The organism is Vibrio methylphosphonaticus, from assembly GCF_023634655.1.
Taxonomy (GTDB): domain Bacteria; phylum Pseudomonadota; class Gammaproteobacteria; order Enterobacterales; family Vibrionaceae; genus Vibrio; species Vibrio methylphosphonaticus.
The window spans coordinates 240,485-258,591 of sequence record NZ_JAMKMS010000004.1; the positions used below are offsets into that span (position 1 = coordinate 240,485).

The 18,107-nt window shown below is 45.2% G+C and carries 15 protein-coding genes; 2 read left to right on the forward strand and 13 right to left on the reverse strand.

The features are described 5' to 3' along the window. Positions 1-61: 61 nt before the first annotated feature. The 11 genes from M9196_RS06660 to M9196_RS06710 form a co-directional block, all read right to left on the reverse strand. Positions 62-1,438, reverse strand: coding sequence for an O-antigen ligase family protein (locus M9196_RS06660; protein ID WP_250616745.1), 1,377 nt, complete (start codon positions 1,436-1,438; stop codon positions 62-64). Further along, positions 1,439-2,848: a lipopolysaccharide biosynthesis protein gene (locus M9196_RS06665; RefSeq protein ID WP_250616746.1), complete on the reverse strand. Its 1,410-nt coding sequence runs from the start codon at positions 2,846-2,848 to the stop codon at positions 1,439-1,441. It abuts the gene before it with no gap. Then, the gene (locus tag M9196_RS06670; protein ID WP_250616747.1) at positions 2,841-4,019 is read right to left on the reverse strand and encodes a glycosyltransferase family 4 protein; all 1,179 of its coding nucleotides are present in this window, start codon (positions 4,017-4,019) and stop codon (positions 2,841-2,843) included. Before M9196_RS06670 ends, M9196_RS06665 begins: the two co-directional genes overlap by 8 nt. Continuing rightward, a complete protein-coding gene (locus tag M9196_RS06675) occupies positions 4,012-5,244 on the reverse strand; it encodes a glycosyltransferase (RefSeq protein ID WP_250616748.1) in 1,233 nt (410 codons plus the stop codon). The genes M9196_RS06670 and M9196_RS06675 overlap by 8 nt, the downstream gene beginning before the upstream one ends. 405 nt (positions 5,245-5,649) lie before the next feature. After that, a complete protein-coding gene (locus M9196_RS06680; protein WP_250616749.1) occupies positions 5,650-6,720 on the reverse strand; it encodes a glycosyltransferase family 4 protein in 1,071 nt (356 codons plus the stop codon). After that, positions 6,704-8,314, reverse strand: coding sequence for a sigma-54-dependent transcriptional regulator (locus M9196_RS06685; protein ID WP_250616750.1), 1,611 nt, complete (start codon positions 8,312-8,314; stop codon positions 6,704-6,706). The genes M9196_RS06680 and M9196_RS06685 overlap by 17 nt, the downstream gene beginning before the upstream one ends. A gap of 159 nt (positions 8,315-8,473) precedes the next feature. Then, positions 8,474-9,196: a P-loop NTPase family protein gene (locus tag M9196_RS06690; RefSeq protein WP_250616751.1), complete on the reverse strand. Its 723-nt coding sequence runs from the start codon at positions 9,194-9,196 to the stop codon at positions 8,474-8,476. Beyond that, positions 9,196-11,298 carry an SLBB domain-containing protein gene (locus tag M9196_RS06695; RefSeq protein ID WP_250616824.1) on the reverse strand — a complete coding sequence of 701 codons (2,103 nt, stop codon included), beginning with the start codon at positions 11,296-11,298 and terminating at the stop codon, positions 9,196-9,198. The genes M9196_RS06690 and M9196_RS06695 overlap by 1 nt, the downstream gene beginning before the upstream one ends. Continuing rightward, entirely contained in the window at positions 11,298-12,125 is an 828-nt protein-coding gene (locus M9196_RS06700; protein WP_250616752.1) for an OmpA family protein, read from the reverse strand. The genes M9196_RS06695 and M9196_RS06700 overlap by 1 nt, the downstream gene beginning before the upstream one ends. 57 nt (positions 12,126-12,182) lie before the next feature. Continuing rightward, entirely contained in the window at positions 12,183-12,515 is a 333-nt protein-coding gene (locus tag M9196_RS06705) for an STAS domain-containing protein (protein WP_250616753.1), read from the reverse strand. A 177-nt stretch (positions 12,516-12,692) separates the two neighbouring features. Beyond that, positions 12,693-14,999 (reverse strand): YgiQ family radical SAM protein, encoded by a 2,307-nt coding sequence (locus M9196_RS06710; RefSeq protein WP_250616825.1) that lies wholly within the window; start codon positions 14,997-14,999, stop codon positions 12,693-12,695. Positions 15,000-15,200: 201 nt separating this feature from the next. Here M9196_RS06710 and M9196_RS06715 point away from each other — a divergent pair, with 201 nt between their 5' ends. Together M9196_RS06715 and M9196_RS06720 are read left to right on the forward strand one after the other, a co-directional pair. After that, positions 15,201-15,884 carry a hypothetical protein gene (locus M9196_RS06715; protein WP_250616754.1) on the forward strand — a complete coding sequence of 228 codons (684 nt, stop codon included), beginning with the start codon at positions 15,201-15,203 and terminating at the stop codon, positions 15,882-15,884. Between the two features lie 117 nt (positions 15,885-16,001). Next, positions 16,002-16,202, forward strand: coding sequence for a DUF4250 domain-containing protein (locus M9196_RS06720; RefSeq protein WP_250616755.1), 201 nt, complete (start codon positions 16,002-16,004; stop codon positions 16,200-16,202). 169 nt (positions 16,203-16,371) lie between these two features. On the opposite strand, the gene M9196_RS06725 is transcribed toward M9196_RS06720, so the two are convergent. After that, positions 16,372-16,860 (reverse strand): YchJ family metal-binding protein, encoded by a 489-nt coding sequence (locus M9196_RS06725; protein ID WP_250616756.1) that lies wholly within the window; start codon positions 16,858-16,860, stop codon positions 16,372-16,374. Positions 16,861-16,872: 12 nt separating this feature from the next. Further along, the gene (locus tag M9196_RS06730) at positions 16,873-18,105 is read right to left on the reverse strand and encodes an EAL and HDOD domain-containing protein (RefSeq protein WP_250616826.1); all 1,233 of its coding nucleotides are present in this window, start codon (positions 18,103-18,105) and stop codon (positions 16,873-16,875) included. Positions 18,106-18,107: the final 2 nt, after the last annotated feature.

The following is an 18,107-nucleotide window of genomic DNA, read 5'->3' on the forward strand; positions in this document are numbered from 1 at the left end:
TTACAAGAAGCGAGCCAACTATATAAATTATTTTAAAACATAGGGTTACCATTCGTTTACATTAGCGAGGATTACTATTCTCAAATTGAGAAGCAATTTGTGAGACAGCGATAGTGAGTGCCGCTAGGAGATAAATGGGCCAATTGAAACCTTGAGTTAGAAAAGTGCCAGAAACAATGGTACCGATTAATCCGCTGTAGACAGCGAGTGCCATTGATAAAAGATACGGTGGAACATTTGCTTGGCTATCAATAGTCTTGAGGGTTTGGCGAGCGCATTTAACCAAAGAATAAATAAACATGATAAATAACCCCAGACCTAAAAAACCAGTTTCTGCTAACACTCCAAACCATGTACTGTGAACCGCATGATTGACACCATCCCAGTGAGGGCTATAGAAAAAATAGTTATAATAAAAATTGTCCAAACCAACACCAAAGATTGGGTTATCTAGCGCCATTTTATAGGCGGCTTCCCACGCATAGAGTCGCCCCATTGCTGAAGCATCGATACCCGCTTCTTCTGCGCCTCCCGACGCACGGTCAGAAATACCAGCAACGGCGTACAAAGCAAGTGCGGCAATCCCGCTTAGAGAAAAGAACAACGTTTTGGATGGAATTAGTCGCCAAGCATAGACGCCGAATACTGCCATAGACCCGAGTAATCCGCCGCGACTTTGAGTCGCAATAACGGCGAGCAGCAGCACGATAGAGGTAACGAGTGAAAAGGTTCGGAAAAAGCCACCAACGCCTTTGGTTGTGGCGGCACCGATCGCAAATGCGAGGGGGAACATCAGGACGAGCGCGAGATCATTTGGGTCTCCGAGCATTGAGCCAAAATCGCGACCAATCGTAACTCGTGATCCTTCAACCAGCCCGATACCGTTAACGGAGTTAAAAAGGGCAACACAACCGACAAGTAGCCCTGACGTGACCATCAAGAAAGAGAATCGTGACAGCTCTTTGGGCGACGTGATAAGCCATGATACCGCCAATGTCATCACCATAATTTTCCAGTAGGTACCATTGAACATCGCGATAGCGACACCTCTATTAGCCGCGAGGATGACACCAATGATGACCAGTCCCCAAAAAGCAATCAGCCAAATATAGGTTCGATGCCAATAGAGTTTGACCTGTTGGCTGATGAGCGTATGCCAAAGTAAAGCACCAAGTGCGCCTGCGGATAGTATTAGCGGGAACTTTAACGGATAAAGGACCGGGAAAACCTCATGAATGCGGAAAAATGAAAAGACAATAAAGAGCGTCACTAACCAAAAGGTTTGACTAAGAACAAACAAAATCGCAATGGGCAGTAAGCTGAGTGCGAGTCCCAAAGCAGGATGAGGGATCAACCACCAAATAAGCCCGATGCACAAGGTAACCCCAAGACTAAGCAAGCCATGTTTTGCTGTTGGGTTGGTGTGCGTTGACGTCATTTAGGTCTCACTCTGCTGCTGCAGGGTTGGGAGTTGAGTTTGCGCAAAGCGTTGCAATATTAGTGCGGTTAATAGAATAAAAATAGGTGACAAGGCGCACATGATCAAGCGAGAGACGTTGTCCTCAACATAAAGAGACATAAAGCAAAACCCAATGGAAAGTGTGGCTAACGCAACCAATGACCCACAGTCATAATTCAGGTTGTAAAGTCGATGGCTGATGAGGCTAATCGCAAAGAAGCGCCCAATACCGACGAGGGATAGCACGGCCAAAATTGGAATAATTCCCCACTTACCAGCCCAAAAAGCGCAGGTAACGCCGACGATGGCACTGATCAAGTTGATGCTGAATAGGTGTTGTGTCTGTTTGCGATAAAGAATGCCGATATTAGTGATTTCTCCCATTTCCTTGAACATAGCGATCATAAGGGCGGGAACGATGAAAGTGATGGCAGGCTCGTAGTCAGTAGGTAGCGCGATTGAAATAAACAAAGGCGCGGCATAGCTCATGGCTGCGACAAGCATAAAGATGTAGATGAGTCCGGCTTGCGATACTTTAATGACTGCTGTGCGGCCTTGTTCTTTTATCATTTGAAATCGTTTTGGCATCCACCACATACCGAAAGGTTGAACCAGTAAACACATGGCAAGTGCAAATTTAGCGGCAATGGCATAGAGCCCAAGTTCCAGTAGTGATGTATTGGCCGCGAGTATCCATCTTTCTGCGCCACTTAGACCAAAGGCGACAACGCCTGAACCGACAATAGGCAGACTGTAAATGAGGTACTGTTTGACTTGTGACTTGGGCACTTTGCGTAATCGAAACTGGTTAGCGACTTGCAGTGCCACCATTTGAAATAATGTTGCTACAAGTCCTGCCCAAAGCACCGCTGCTACGGTTGCGTGTAGATTGAGAGCAACAACGATCCAGATGACTTGAATGAGGCTGGCGATGGCACTAATAACGAAAAATGAGCGTGCCTTGTCCTGCATTCTAAGCCAAGCCGTGGAGACAGAAAGTGGTCCAATAAAGAGCACACTCACCAATACCAGTAGCAGTTCTTTATGTGAGATAGGGGAGAGAAGCTCGTGGTCTACAGTAATGGCGATTAAACAAAATGGTAGGCCGATAATCGCTGCTACTAAGCAAGATAAAGTAAACAGTCGATTAGCAATCACGTATTGTTTTTTGACGCAAGTGAAGTGTCCAGCGTATCGATAAAGAGCTTCGTGCAGGCAAAAGGTAATGAATAGGCCAATAAACACGCTAATGGTTGCCAGTAGCTCAAGCTTGCCAATCTGTTCTGGTGCCAAATATCGAGTAATGAATGGCAGCATTATCAGTGAAAGCCCTCGTGTTAGGACAATACTAAAGCCGTAAGTGATGAAGTGTTGCCATGACTTATTCATGAGAACTTGCTCGCAGGCATATAGGTTGAGAAAGTATCGCGATTGATTGAGCGGCATCGTGATAACAGACGTCGGCTCGGTAGTTTTGCGCTTTTTCTAGCGCTGCAATACTGATTTCTTCGCGTAACAGCGGTGACTGGCTGAGTAACGCAAGTTTATCGGCGAGAGACTGGGCATTGTTTGGTTGATACTTTAAACAATCCACGTCTTCGATGAGCATTTGGTCCCAGTACGCGCCATCCTTCGGAATGATAGGGCATAAACCCGCCGCCATCGCTTCAAGTACAGATAGTCCAAAAGGCTCGTGTGTGCTGGTGGAAACAAAAATACTGCACTGTTTGCGGATATCATCTAGATTTTTTGGTTGCTCGTGCCAGTTCAGTGTCGCGATTGGTTGAGGGGCTGCGCACTGATCCTGTTGCGAGATCATTGAACTCGGTTTGATGTAACAAATATCACCGTCAACAGGAGAACTCATGCTACTTATTGCTTCTGTTAGAAGGTCGAGATTTTTCCACTTTAGCAGGGATGCGGCCCAAAATACTCGTGCTTGAGATTGTTGACGAAGACTTGGCCATTGCGAAACACTCAGTCCATTAATAAAGGGTGTTGCGTTAATGTGTCGAAGCTCAGTTCCATCTTGGAGCATCGATAGTGCGAGTTCAATGGACGCTTTCGTACTTTCTAAATAATAAATTTGGTCAGCGTGTTTTAGGCACCATGCGACAGAGCGAGAGTTGCCAACTGGACCATGGACGAATTGAATAATCGGATATTTAAGCAGAGATTTAACTAGATACAGTGCCATGTCCGAGCCTGGCTGAGTGGTGCCGACAAGTAATGTTGTTTTGGGCAACCATGCGAGGTAAGCCATACATAAACAAAAGCGAAACAAGAGCACCAAATAAAACGCTCGGCCAGTAACCGACGACATCCAAGAGGAAAAAGGAATAGTGAGTATGTTGATTTCTTTGCCTTCAGTATGAGCATACTCTTGCCACCCTTTTGGGTGAGCGGTAATCACACTGACGGATAAGTCAGGTTCATCGCAAACCGATAGAATTGCTTGAGTTGCAACCTTTGAGCCGCCATGAAAGGGCATTGGGTCAAAGATAACCGCGTGGCGATTGGAGGTAGACTGATGGCTAGGGGCAGAGTTCATATTAGACATGACGGATACCTCCCACCCAACGGCGCTGGAGATACGTTTTTAGCGGTCGTAATGCTGCGAAAAGCGAGACACTTTCCAGCGCCTGATTCTTGATTACCTTGTCGTAGATATGTTCAATTGCGCGGGCATTGGTTTCTACACTGAGATGCGTCGAAACATAGTCGAAAGCATGGTCGGCTAGTGTCTGAGATAAGTGTGGAAACTCATCAATAAGTCGGCACCACTGGACTAAGAGGTCGTCATCACCATGGTTATCAAACAGCAAAGCACTGGTATTGTGGGTTACAAACTCAGGAATGCCACCCGTGTTCGGAGCAACAATGGGAAGCTTAGCGAGGGCAGCTTCCGCAATAACCAGTCCAAAAGCCTCTTCTCGAGCCGCACTGATAAATCCGTCGACTCCCCCTAGTAACCACTGGGAGACATTGGTTTGTTCACCAACGAAGGTAACATGCTTTTCGATACGAAGATGTGTAGTGAGGGATTGCAGCGCTTGTTTTAGCTCCCCATCTCCAATAACCACTAAGTGCAAATTCGGATAGTGGGGGGTCAGTCGAGCTAAGGCATGCAGCAACCGATCAACGCCCTTGCGGTGAATAAGTGATCCTACTGTTGCAAATAAAAGCGTGTCACTAGGGAGCTGAAGCTCCTTTTTAACCCACGATGACGGCAATTTTTGTTGCTCCTTTGGAGCAGTCTCTGAGGTTGAAACATTGGGGATGCCATTGTGAATGACATCAAGTTGAGATTTGGGAAAACCGTCTGCAAGCAAATTTTTAGAGATGGCATGGCTTACGGTCACGACTCGTGGTGAGAGATGTAATCCAAGCCAGAAACGATCGCGTAGAATATAGTCAGAGTGCAGCTGTGTGACTAAAGGTGTTCCTGTTATCTTGGCAACGAGACTCATCCATTGGCATGGCGCGCCACTGTTGACATGAATAGCATCAATGTTGAATTGCTTAATGAGTGCGATCCCTTTACTGACGAGTTGGAACCAGTTTTTGATGTTAAAGTTCGGTTGGTATCCTCCCATCAATAAGGTGAAATTATCCAATTGAGAGTCAATAGAGTGAGCCGCCAAACGATCATTAAGTGTCGGGTTATTGGTCCAAACAACAGGGTGATATTCTGTGCTGTTTAAGTGGTCGATGAGTTGAATGAGACATTGCTCACTACCACGAATCCAGTTTTCTCCAAAGTGGACATACAAGATATTTTTCATGTTGGCCTCGCAATCATTCTGCAATAGTTCAATCGATACGTTACTAGAGCAATTGCGATGCCAACAAAATATGTACTTTTAAAACAGTGCGTTATGATTTTATTTAGATTTTTTGGCTAATCGTAATGAGGATTCTCATTATAGGAATCAGTTTGCAACATGGTCCGGGGCGCGTGGGAGTTGAGTAAAAGGCAGTAAATCGATGGTTTTTTGCTCTCAAAGCAATATTTTAATCTCAAAGAAATATGTACTCTCAAAGCAACATGTAATCTAAAAGAAATATTTACTCTGAAAAAGGATTGGCTCTCAATAAACGATTAGCTTTTAAAATATGACCGGTTCTCAAAATACGATCTGTTCTCGACACTCAATTGGCCCTAAAACTATAAAGAGCCGCGGGATACCCTACCGTGATGCTTCTGGTGAGGCGTGTTGGTATAGGTCGAGTATCTCTGGAATGATAACGTCAGTAGAGTAGTGCTGTTGAATTTTCAGATGCGCCGCTTGGCTGATCAGTTGACGTTGTTCAGCAGGCAATGCTAGCCATAGATTGAGCACGGTCACCATTTCTAGATTGGATTTAACAATCCACCCATTCTTTTCGGTTTCAATCAATGCGGGAAGTTGGCCTAGCGGGAAGCTCATGACAGGTATGCCTCTTGACATCGCCTCCAATGCGGCCATCGGTAACCCTTCAAATCGGGAGGTAATGAGTAGTAGATCAATATGTTCCCACACCGCATCCATAGATTGTTGTTGGCCATGAAATGTCACGTTGGAAGGGGCATTATCTTGTAGTTGCGATAGCATGATCCCATCCCCATAAATATCGAAGTGACCACTGGGACAGGATGCGGCGATCTCTAGAAACCGATCCGGCCCTTTTTCTTCACTTAGACGCCCAACGAAAGCGATACGGTTACGACAATGAGATTGAATTTCCTGCAGTGGGACGAAGTTATTAACCAGTGCTGCATTATGGCTGAGAGGCAGTTTTGCTAATATGGCTTCACTGACCGCGATACGAAGGTGGTTATAGACTGAACTATAACGGTCCAACCAATCATATAGTCGCACCTTTCCTGCTGGGGTCTCGCCTGCATGGAATGAGGCAACAAAAGCAATGTTGTGATAGCGACCTAAAAAACGGGTGAGTCTTGTTAAAATATTCGCTTTATATCCGTGGGAGTGGACGACAGCGAGGGGACTTGATGACGCCTGTTCCTGCTGCATCGCCCAGTGCAATCGTCTCCATTTAGGGATGTCGGGGTAGTTGATACTGAGTATCAGCGTGGAGATTTGCTGCTGTTTGAGTTTCTCGATTAAAGGTGGAGACTTGTCGTATTGGTCAAATATGACGACAACGACGTCTTGCTGGTGGCACTTTAATCCTTTAGCAAGCTCTAGAACATGCGTTTCTATACCGCCAAATTGGCTGCTGTCCAAAACCAGCCAAATTTTATTGTTGATAGGCATCCTCCTCCGATTCCCATGCTTGCTTCTTTCGGTAGACGGTGGATGGGCTGAGCTCGAGCAATACCGCTGCGTTAAGGACATTGCCATCACAAAAATCAATGGCTTGTTGGATAGCTTCTCTCTCTATTTGCCACATTGGCCTTATGTTGTTGCCGTGACTATTACCAGAGTCTGATGTCGCCGGAGAAGCCTCTATGCTAGCGATGTGCTGCTGAGAAACCACAGACTCTGGAGCCCCTTCGGTGTGATGAACTTCAGGTTTACGACGATCAATACCATTGGGCAATAGTGCTCTATCTGTGACACCTTGATTTGCCATATCATAGTGTGCTGACGACGCGTCGTGCACTGGCGAAGGACCATTGTTAATGATGGTTGCGGATTGCTGTGGTGCGTTTATGTTTAAGGAAGCCGAGGGGGTGCTTGAAGCTTTTACTTCAGGAGGCAGGTGTTGGACACCGAGCGACTTATCATCATTTAGAACGACGATGTTACGGATAATGTTTTGAAGTTGTCTCACGTTGCCTGGCCACGCGTATTTTTTAAAGTAGCGTTGAGCATCTTGGGAAATACTTTGGAAGCGACGGTTATCTTGCTTGGCGTATAGGTTTAAGAAATGTTCAGCGAGCGTAACAATATCTTGATCCCGCTCTCTCAATGGTGGCATGTGGACAGGGACGACATGGACTCGATAGTAAAGGTCTTCGCGGAAACGTCCTTCTCGGACTTCAAGGATGGGGTCGCGATTGGTCGCACAAATAATGCGTGTATCAACTTTATGTTCTTTGGTGCCACCTAGCGGTGTAAAGGTTCCGGTTTGCAAAAATCGTAGTAGCTTCTTTTGCATCTCTAAATCCATCTCACACAGTTCATCTAAGAACAGTGTGCCGCCATGGGCGAGAGTAGCCGCACCTTTTCGGTCGGTTGTCGCACCGGTAAACGCGCCTTTCATGTGACCAAAAACTTCACTCTCCATGAGATCTTTCGGAATTGCACCACAGTTGATGGCGATAAATGGCTTGTCACGACGATCACTTTCTTTATGTATCGCGTTAGCGCACACTTCTTTACCCGTACCACTTTCACCAATAATGAAGACACTGGCATTCGTGTTTGCCACCGCATCAATAATTTTATAGACGCCTTGCATTGGCGCAGAAGCACCAATGAACCCATGAAAGTGCTGTCGGTCTAATCGCTGCTGGATATCGTCCAGCATGTGTTCGAGCTTGGCGTGCTTTAAATGAATGCTTATGGAAGTTTTGAGACGGTCGGCTCTAATGGGTTTTTCTAAAAAGTCTTTTGCCCCTTTCTGTATTAAGTGAACCGCGATATCAACGCTGCCGTGAGCAGTGGCAATAATGACGGGCACTTGCAGATTTTTCTCTGCAATCCATTCTAAGATCACTTCTCCTTGCATATCTGGAAGTTGCAAGTCGAGAATGACCAGAGCGGGTAAGGTACGTTCAAGCACGCGTTGTGCTTCACCGCCGGTCGCGACATGAATGACGTCGTAAGGTTCATCTTTCAAAAACTGCTTATAAAGTACAGCAAGAGATGACGAGTCTTCGATGAGAAGTACTTTCGGAGTCATGCCTCAGTCCTTGTTCTTATTATTCATCCTTGATGACTTTAAGCATAGACGAAAACGAAGCATTGTTAATATTTTTTATCGGTAACAGTATGAAGCTTAAGGCTTAATTACCAATTAAACTGTGCAACCCGCGAATACGCTCTATTGGGCGACGTATCTTCAAATAGGCGAAGACAAAAATCGATTGTTCGCTACTGAACGCTTTAGGCGCGCTGTGAAACCTTTTGGTAACCAGCTGAATCGATCTATCTCTCGGCAGATTTCTGAGGCCAAAGATGGTTGGTGTTGATAATTTAAAATGGTGCCTAGTATCCGAGTGTGTGCACCTTGACTGAGGCGAGCGATGGCGTCCTCTACCTGGTTAACGGCGGCTACTCCACTTAACACGACGAGAATCGTGCCATCGCATGCGTTGGCGACACAAGGGGCGGGAATGTTGTTTTTATTAACGTTAAGGATGGGCGATGTATCAACGATTACGCGATCATACTCCTCAAGCCAATGGGTGACTTCTTGTTGTAATAGGCGAGGGTCTTTGTAGCTGAGCCTAGTCGCAGGATCACTTGGCGCCGCAATACCAAGAAATACACGAGGTGATGCGTTGTGTTGTACTAAACCATTACTATTACCATGTTTTTCACCTGTTTGAACCGTTTGATCCGTCTCTCCCATGGAAATAGGGGTAAGGCTAGGGTGATGCATATTAAGGTCGACAAGCAAAGTTTTGTAGCCAGCAAGTAAATAGCGCTCGGTTAAGGCCTGGGCAATGGAAGTGGTCCCCTCTTTTTCATTACACGCTGAAATGCATAGGGAGCGGCATTGATGAAGCTCTGCATTGAGATAGATTTCTTCTATTTCGGAGTGGGTTGCAGGGATAGTCATTATAGCGCTCCTATTAAAATTATCGTGGTAGTGAGCTTGAGAATATCGCTAAGGCCAAGGCGGGCTTTTTCGGCTAAGCTATCCCTTCTGTCAGGTATATATATGGTGTCGCCAGCTCGAAGCACTGGCAGCTTTCTAATATCAGCGGTTTTACTAAAGGAGACGAGATCAAAAGATCGGGCTTGCCCCTGGCAACACGACATGTTCACTACGCTGATCTTTTCTAGGTATGCTTTATCGCTCGGACCGCCTGCTTCTGCCAAAATATCGAGTATGGTCATGTTGTCATTAAACGAATAACGACCTGGATTATTTACGGCGCCTAGCACTCTAATGGTTTCTTCTTTAGGAGTATCAAGCCAATTTTTGTCTTTCTCTGGGATATAGATCGTATCGCCTGGAAGAACATTAGGCAGAATGGTTTCATCTCCGGTTTCAAAGTAGAGAGAGAGGTTTAATTTACTCACTGTGGCATAAGTTTTATCACGGTGTGTCACGCGAATATTGTGTATATCGGCATCCTTTGTAGGACCGTCCGCAGCTGACAGAATATCAAGAAAGTGCATCTCATTAGTGAAGCGATAACGACCAGGAGCATTAACTTGACCAAAGACATAAATAGAGGCGTCTGAGCTTTGTCTCACCCATTGTGATTTATTATCAGAGGGATCTTGAGGCAGATCGTGAATGCGGACGATAGTGCCTGCAGTAATATACGGTAACCCAGATTGAGGCGCGCCATTTTTAATAAACTTATCAAGGTCAAAAACTTTCATCTTCTTGCCGTTAGCGATTTCAATCTTAGTGGTGTCAGCTCGCAGCGTTGGGCCTCCTACGTGTGCGAGTAGGTCCATTAAGTCCATTTCATCAGACCATTCAATACGGCCCGGTCTCACCACTTCTCCAATGACATTTACCGCGCGGTCGGGTGCAATTTTTAGCCATGACTTTTCGTTCATATCCGTTTTTTCAGGTACAAAAATCGCGTCACCAGGACCGATGTCTGGTGCTTCATTTCCTTTCAGTCCCTCAGTGAAAGCGGTCATATCAAATTTGATGACCTTACCGCTAGACTTGATGACACGAATTTGACGTGACTCTGCGAATCGAGTGGGTCCTCCGGCATTTGCAAGGATATCCATAAATGTTGCGCCACGTTTTCCTTCGTACGCACCGGGACTTGCAACTTCACCCATGACATAAACGGTATTAGCACCGGATTTGATTTCTTCTTCTTGTTTCGGCACAAAAACGGTGGCGCCAGCGACTAATGGTGGAAGTTGTGAGGTGTCACCGGAATCGAGGTACCGCTTAAGGTTAAATAATATTGGTACATTGTTACTAATGACTCGAATCTGTTCGACACCTGCATAGCGAGTGACACCGCCAGCGCGCATAAGAATGTCGACAAGATCGCTGCCTGACTTATAAGAGAATGAACCAGGTGCATTCACTTCACCAAACACCTTGATGGCTTTTTTAGCATCCGCACTGTCACCAGCATCTGCAAGTTTAGAGGGATCAAACTCTTGTTCAATGTTGCCCACCAGTGGCGAAGCTGGAACGAACAGCGTATCAAGTGATTGCAGGGTGGGTAGATTATTGTCATCCCCGGTATCAAGGAAACGCTTGTAATCAAAATCTTGACGTTCTGCACCTCGTTTTAGAATCATTTTGTTTAGTTGAGCGCCAGAACGAAGCCCACCCGCAGCGTGCAAGGCCATTTGAATATTTGAATTATGGGGAAGGGTATATTCCCCCGGAGATGTGACATAGCCCTGAACAGATACGAGTATTTGTCGTTCAGCGATGTACACTTTAGCGTTCGTGGTATCACGAAAGGCTTGGGATAATGCAGTGGTCACCGTTGTTGCAAGTTGCGCTTCATCGTAACCAGCAACAAAAATAGTCCCGACTTCTGGAAGTGAAATTCGACCGCGTTTATCGACTTGAAATCCTCGGTTAAGCGTCGGTTCTCCAGGTAAGTCTACTTGAATCAAGTCACCCACTTGCACTTGCTTTGTCTCAGCATGGACTGACAATGAAATAAGAAGAAGCAGGCTCGTTAGGCAATACAGAGTAGAAGCCAATATTGATTTCATCATAATGTCTCCATCGAGGTGCTACTGGCCTCGTCGGCTAGTACCTCAATGCTAACGCGACGGTTTGTTAGGCGCACACCATCTGAATTACCTTCATATAGTGGCAACTCATCCCCTAGAGAATAGGTATCGATTCTTTGCGGGTTTAAACCGAAAATTGACAGGTAACGTTTGACCTGTTGAGCACGACCTAGCGCAAGTTTTTCGTTGTGCTCACTGCTTCCTGACATATCAGCATGCCCAGTAACGGAGAGTCGAATCGAGGTGTGTTGCTTTAGGATACTAGCCGCTTCGGCAAGGTGCCCCATGTATTTAGGGTTTATTTCAGTAGAATCAACAGCAAACTGGTTGTCTACGTTCAACAGATCATAAATCTGTTGAACGACTTGCATCAAATTGTCGAAATCTTCACCTTGCATAGGTGGTGCGCAAGTGGCTTGAGAGCGAACGTAGTCGAGGCGAAGTTCCAAGTCATTAAGCTTTTTTCGTTGAATAACGATGTCGTTGGCGGCATCTATCCACAGGCCACCTTCTAGTTCTCTCGCGATACGATTTTGTTTTTCTTGGGCTTGTAATACAGCGGCAGGGAAACACCAGCTCGCACCTTCGCGAATTAGCGAGTCGAGCTGAAGTTTAGTGAGTTTCCAATCGAACCGCATTCCATGCTCTGGACCTAGTGGTTCATCTGGCATGACGGGCGAAAAATCGGACCCCGCGTATTGTTCGGCGATACCACCGGTGCCTTCCTCAGGGTAGCTTGAACACGCCGCTAACAGCAAAACAGCGGCGGAAACAGTGGCAACTTTTACGTGAGAAAATATATCCATATATTACTCCTAGCTCAACGCGATGAAGCCAAACGTTGTTATTATTAGTATTCGTTATTACAAGTATTCATTATTGACGTGCGTGTTGACTGGGATCGCCTGCCCAATTCTTAATAACTTCATGATTTGTAAAGGTTGACCTGTGACGTTTTCTATTCTCATTATGCGTTCACGTTCAATCAGACGCTTATACAAATAAACAATAGCACCGATGCCAGAAGAATCCATAAAGTGTACCTTCTTTAAATCGACTTCGATCTCATGATGCCCATCATTGTGGATGATGTTATCAATTTCTGTCTGAGCTTCGCGGCTCCCTTTTGCATCAAAATCACCAAAAAGTTGAACGCGTAGAGTATGGTTGTTGGTTTCTGCTTTAACTAGTTCCATGTCTGTTGCCTCGAAAGTGTGGGGACAATGATTAAATTGCATCAACTGTGCCAGTTTTCTAAAGCCTTTATTATCATGGGTTTAGCCTGTGTCATGATATTTGTTTCTCAAAATAAAAAAAGCGCCTCTCATATTGAGAGGCGCTTTTCATTGCAAAAAACAAAATAAATGTCTTCTTTACCGCGTACGTGGCTTGCGGTTCTTGTTTGGCTTGCCACCAGCGTGCGGTGCATTATTGGTACGACTACCGTTATTGCGACCACCAGTGCTGCGATTATCGTTGTTTTGACTGTCGCTATTGCGGTTGTCGTTATTTCGTCCGCCCGATGCCCTTGGCCCTTTGTTATTTCTTGGTTTATCTGTGCGGATATCCGGCTGCCCTTTGGTGTGCTTAGTGGCAAAGCGGTTTGCACCATGACGTCCTGACTTTCGTCTTTGTGCTGGTGTCTGTGAATCGACATCTTCAGCAGGGACCAAGCAACTCGCTTTATCACCAATAAGGTAGGCTTTACCCATACTGGTTAAGGCTTCTCTGATCATTGGCCAGTTTGCTGGATCGTGGTAACGAAGTAGCGCTTTGTGCAGACGACGTTGACGCTCACCTTTTGCGACAGGAATGTCTTCTCGCTTTTTGTATTTCACTCGTTTCAACGGGTTAGTCTCTGAGTAATACATGGATGTTGCGTTACACATTGGAGATGGGTAGAAGTTTTGTACCTGATCGCACTCGAACTCATTACGCTTCAACCAAAGCGCAAGGTTTAGCATGTCTTCATCTTCGGCCCCTGGGTGCGCTGAGATAAAGTAAGGGATCAGATATTGCTTTTTACCCGCCTCTTTACTGTATTTCTCGAACATCTCTTTAAAGCGGTCATAGGTACCCATGCCTGGTTTCATCATAAGATCCAGAGGGGCTTTTTCTGTATGTTCAGGCGCAATTTTTAAATAGCCACCCACGTGGTGGGTAACCAACTCGCGAACATATTCTGGTGACTCAATCGCCAAGTCGTATCGAACGCCAGAGGCAATCATGACCTTTTTAATACCGTCCACTTTTCTTGCTGAACGGTAAAGATCGATAGTGTGCTTATGATCGGTATTGAGTTTGTTACAGATACCGGGGAACACACACGATGGGCGACGACAGTTTGCTTCAGCTTTAGGATCCGAACATCCTAAGCGATACATGTTGGCTGTTGGCCCACCTAAATCGGAGATTGTGCCAGTAAACCCAGGGACTTTATCGCGGATTTCTTCTAGCTCACCAATAATCGACTCTTTTGAGCGATTTTGAATAATACGGCCTTCATGTTCAGTAATAGAACAGAATGAGCAACCACCAAAACAACCACGCATGATGTTGACGGATGTTTTGATCATGTCGTAGGCGGGAATTTTTGCTTTACCATACATTGGATGAGGGACACGAGCATAAGGCAAGCCGAACACGTAATCCATCTCCTCTGTGGCAAGAGGAATAGGCGCTTGGTTAACCCATAGCTCACGATTACCATGACGCTGGATTAGAGCCCGACCTGAATATGGGTTAGTTTCTAGGTGCATTACACGGCTGGCATGCGCGTATAGAATCCGATCATTGTTCAGCTTTTCAAATGGAGGCAGCCTAACCGCTGTTGTTTTCGAGTCGTGACGTGACGGTCTAATGGCGATCGGTTTTGCTTCTACCGTGACGTCAGGTTCTTTTTTATTGGTATCGCAATTGCTTTCTACCGCGTAAGGGTTTTGTGGTACGAAAGCTTTACCTGGTTTCTCAATGCGAGAGGAGTCAATGATGGTGTAACCTTCGGGTTCTGCGGGAAGGTTAATCGCTGTACCACGAATGTTGGTTAATGTTGAGATTTCCTCACCGTCAGCCAGACGATGAGCAACTTCAACTAAAGCTCTCTCAGCGTTACCGAAAAGCAATATGTCTGCTTTTGCATCAAATAAAACAGAACGACGGACTTTGTCGGACCAATAGTCGTAATGAGCAATGCGACGTAGGCTCGCTTCTATGCCTCCTAACACAATTGGACATTCTTTGTAGGCTTCACGGCAGCGCTGAGAATAAACCAGTGTTGCACGGTCTGGGCGCTTGCCACCCTCGTTATTGGGCGTATAAGCGTCGTCGTGACGAAGTTTTTTGTCTGCCGTATAACGGTTTATCATGGAATCCATGTTGCCGGCAGTGATACCAAAGAATAGATTTGGCTGGCCTAGTGTCATGAAGGCGTCTTTGTTCTGCCATTCGGGCTGAGCAATGATGCCAACGCGAAAGCCTTGCGCTTCTAACAGGCGACCAATAATCGCCATACCAAAGCTAGGGTGATCGACATAAGCGTCGCCGGTTACAATAATAATGTCACAGCTATCCCAACCCAGTGCGTCCATTTCTTTTCTGCTCGTCGGCAGAAAGGGGGCGACACCGAAGCATTCTGCCCAGTATTTTTTGGTTTCATGGATTGGGGTTATGTCGTTGTACATGAGTTGACCTCTAACTTTGGAGGCGCGCATTATATACTCCTAACTCAGAGACTTCAAAACTATTGACTTTGTCATTATAGTCTATAGGGGTATAGCCTGTAGGGTTGTAGGCGATAAGAGGGAAGCAAGGAGAGAGATTAGCAAATTACCCTTAGCTGATATATTATCAGCGCACTTTTAGGCCAGTTATCACTTGGAATTATGGTTACTGCAATACTAACACTTTTGGCGCCAGCGCTTACGATTACCCTTTTAATCCTTACGCTCATTTTAGCAAAAGGCGATATTTGTCCGGGACAGCGGGGTCGTATCCATAAACTGTTTCCTGCTATTGGTCTTTTATGGTTGGCCATTGCGTCGTTGAAAGTAGAAGCTTTTCTTGTTGTCTTTGCTATTTTCTATTTTTATTCAAAAGTCAAAACTGGAAAAACGAGAGATAAAGGTCCATTTTGGGTTATCCATTTAGCCAACGGCTTTGGGTTGGCATTTTCGGGCATTGTTGTTTCTTCTCAAGCGACATTAGGACAGAGTATTGCGCTGTTGACTTCTGGGTTGCTACTGGGCAGTGCATTTGCTCATTTGTTGCTGGTTATTGCTCGTTCTCGTTTACAAGCGTTCCATCGAATCTTACCTATGTCGGGTGTGATATTAGCAATGGCATTTGCGTTGATTTTTCTTGTCAATGCGTATCAATGGCCTGAAGAAGTGGCGCAGGGCTATTTGATTGAACTACTGATGTCATTCGTGATGTTGCTGCTGGGTATTGTGTGCTGGATTTGGCATCTTATTCGCCATACCGCACCGGAAAAACGCCAACTTAGTTTTGCTTTTTTCTGCCTGCTCTCTGCTTGTGTCGGACTATTTAGACTGTACGCTTTTATGTAGCTGTCTTCCCATTCGCTGTCTTTGAGTGAATCTTGTCACGGTCTGTGACAGCTAACTGTCTATTTCGTTAAAAAAGGCTAGTCTTAAAATGACTGGCCTTTTTTAGGGAGTATGACTATGGATTTGAGTAATGTAGGTAGCTTTGACAGTATTATCTTATTGGGTATCGTCAATGAAAAGCTGCGTTTAGAGTGCGAGTCTTTTGAAGAACTGGTGTGCATGTATGAGATGGACGTTGAAGGCGTGGTAGGAAAGCTTGATATGCTCGGTTATCAATATGATCCGCTCACTAATCAATTCAAAGCTTATCAGAGATAGCTTAACGTAGGCTAAAAAATTGGAACCAGCACGCTACTAGACGTGCTGGTAATTTAGAACGACCTTGTTTCTGCCTACGCATCGCCCCTGTTTCTGTCTACGTATTGTTGCTGTCTACGTATTGTTAGTGTGAAGTATTGTTAGCGTGAATGGCGTTTTCACTAACTCATTAGCCGCAACACTTCTTATATTTCTTTTTGCTGCCACACGGACAAGGGTCATTTCTTGCTACTTTACTTGACGAAACAGTCAACGGACGAGGAGCGGTCGTATCGTCTAGCTCGCCATCCACGTAATACCATTGGTTGTTTTCAAATAGGAATCGAGAGCGTTCTGAAAGGCAGTGTTCAAAACCGTCTTGCTCAAGAAACGCTTTAAATGTCACATACCCTTCATTTAAATGAGCGCCTGCTTCCGCGCTGATTACTTCAAGTTTTGTCCAGTTTTCATTGATAGATTCCGCTATGGAAGCACGTTCATTTTCTGCAAGACAGCTAGGATGATAGGTTGCGACAACAAAGTCGACATTTTTAGTTATATGGGCACAAAAACGCGCCCGCATTAGTTGTTCGGGTGTGTTGGCGGAAAGAGGGTTGAGATGAATAGGTTGGCAACAAGTAGAAAAATCTACTTGGCTACCACAAAAGCAAAGTGACATATTTGGTCCAGATTAAGCGTGTGCGTGATAGTCAGATTCGATCGTAAGCAGATCTTCCGTCCATTTTATCGCATCGTCGTAGTGCTTTGCTAGTCGATCATCGTTGAGTTGTAACTTGTCTCTAATCGTAACCACTGAGTTCCAGTCGGCGTTTTCGTACGCTTTGACTAAGCAAAGGATTTTGCCGAGTTTACCTTGCTCGATAACCAGTGCTGACTTAACCAGATTATTGATTGGCATTTTATGAACCAATTCTTCTAAAGGTTGATCAAAAAGAGAATCTAGCAAAGAAAACATACCAGTAAGGAAACCAAGACCATCTTCAATGTTGCTGTCTAAATCTTGTAGTATCAGCTCACAAAAACGGGCTCTTTGTATTGATAGGCTATACAGCGAGTCTGGTTTGTCGTCTTGGGTCGATGTAATGGCGACCAAGGAAATAAACTTGCGTAAGCGCTCGTCTCCCAAATAGACCAAGGCTTGTTTAAATGACTTAATTTCTGCTCGGATTAAATAGGACGAATTGACGAATGTGAGTAGTTTGTATGACAGCGTCACATCAACCGAGAACAACCGCTCAAGCTCATCGTAATTTATGTCAGGGCTAGAAATCTCTTTACACAACTGGACCACGGTTAAAAATGACGGTTTTATTTGCTTACGTCGTATTAGTTGCGGTTTACTAAAGAAATAGCCTTGGAATTGTGTGAATCCTATCGCCTTGGCCTGTTCGAACTCTTCATAGGTCTCGACTTTCTCAGCGAGGAAAGTGATGTTGTGTGACTGCAATTTTTCAATCAGCGCTTTCGCTTTATCAAGAGGGAACTGGCGAATATCAACTTTGATGATTGAGGTATACGGTAAAAAAGGTAGCCATTCTTTTTTGGGAATAAAGTCGTCTAGTGCGATGGTATAACCTGCATTTGCCATCTTCTTGATTGCGAATAATAATTCTTGTGTCGGCTCACAGCTTTCTAAAATCTCGACCACCAGATTATCTTTTGGGAAAAGGGTCGGGACTAGGTTGATCAGACTTTGATAAGGAAAATTCACGAAGCCAAGTTTATCGCCAATCGTACTGTAATGAGTTGCCAAGAAATGTTCCGAAAGTAGGCGATTAGTCGCGACATCAGGGTCGATATCCGGAAACGTATTGTTTGGACCGTCCCTAAAAAGTAACTCATAACCAACCGTTTTTTGTTGGATGTCTAATATAGGTTGTCTGGCAATGTACGAGTATTTCAAAT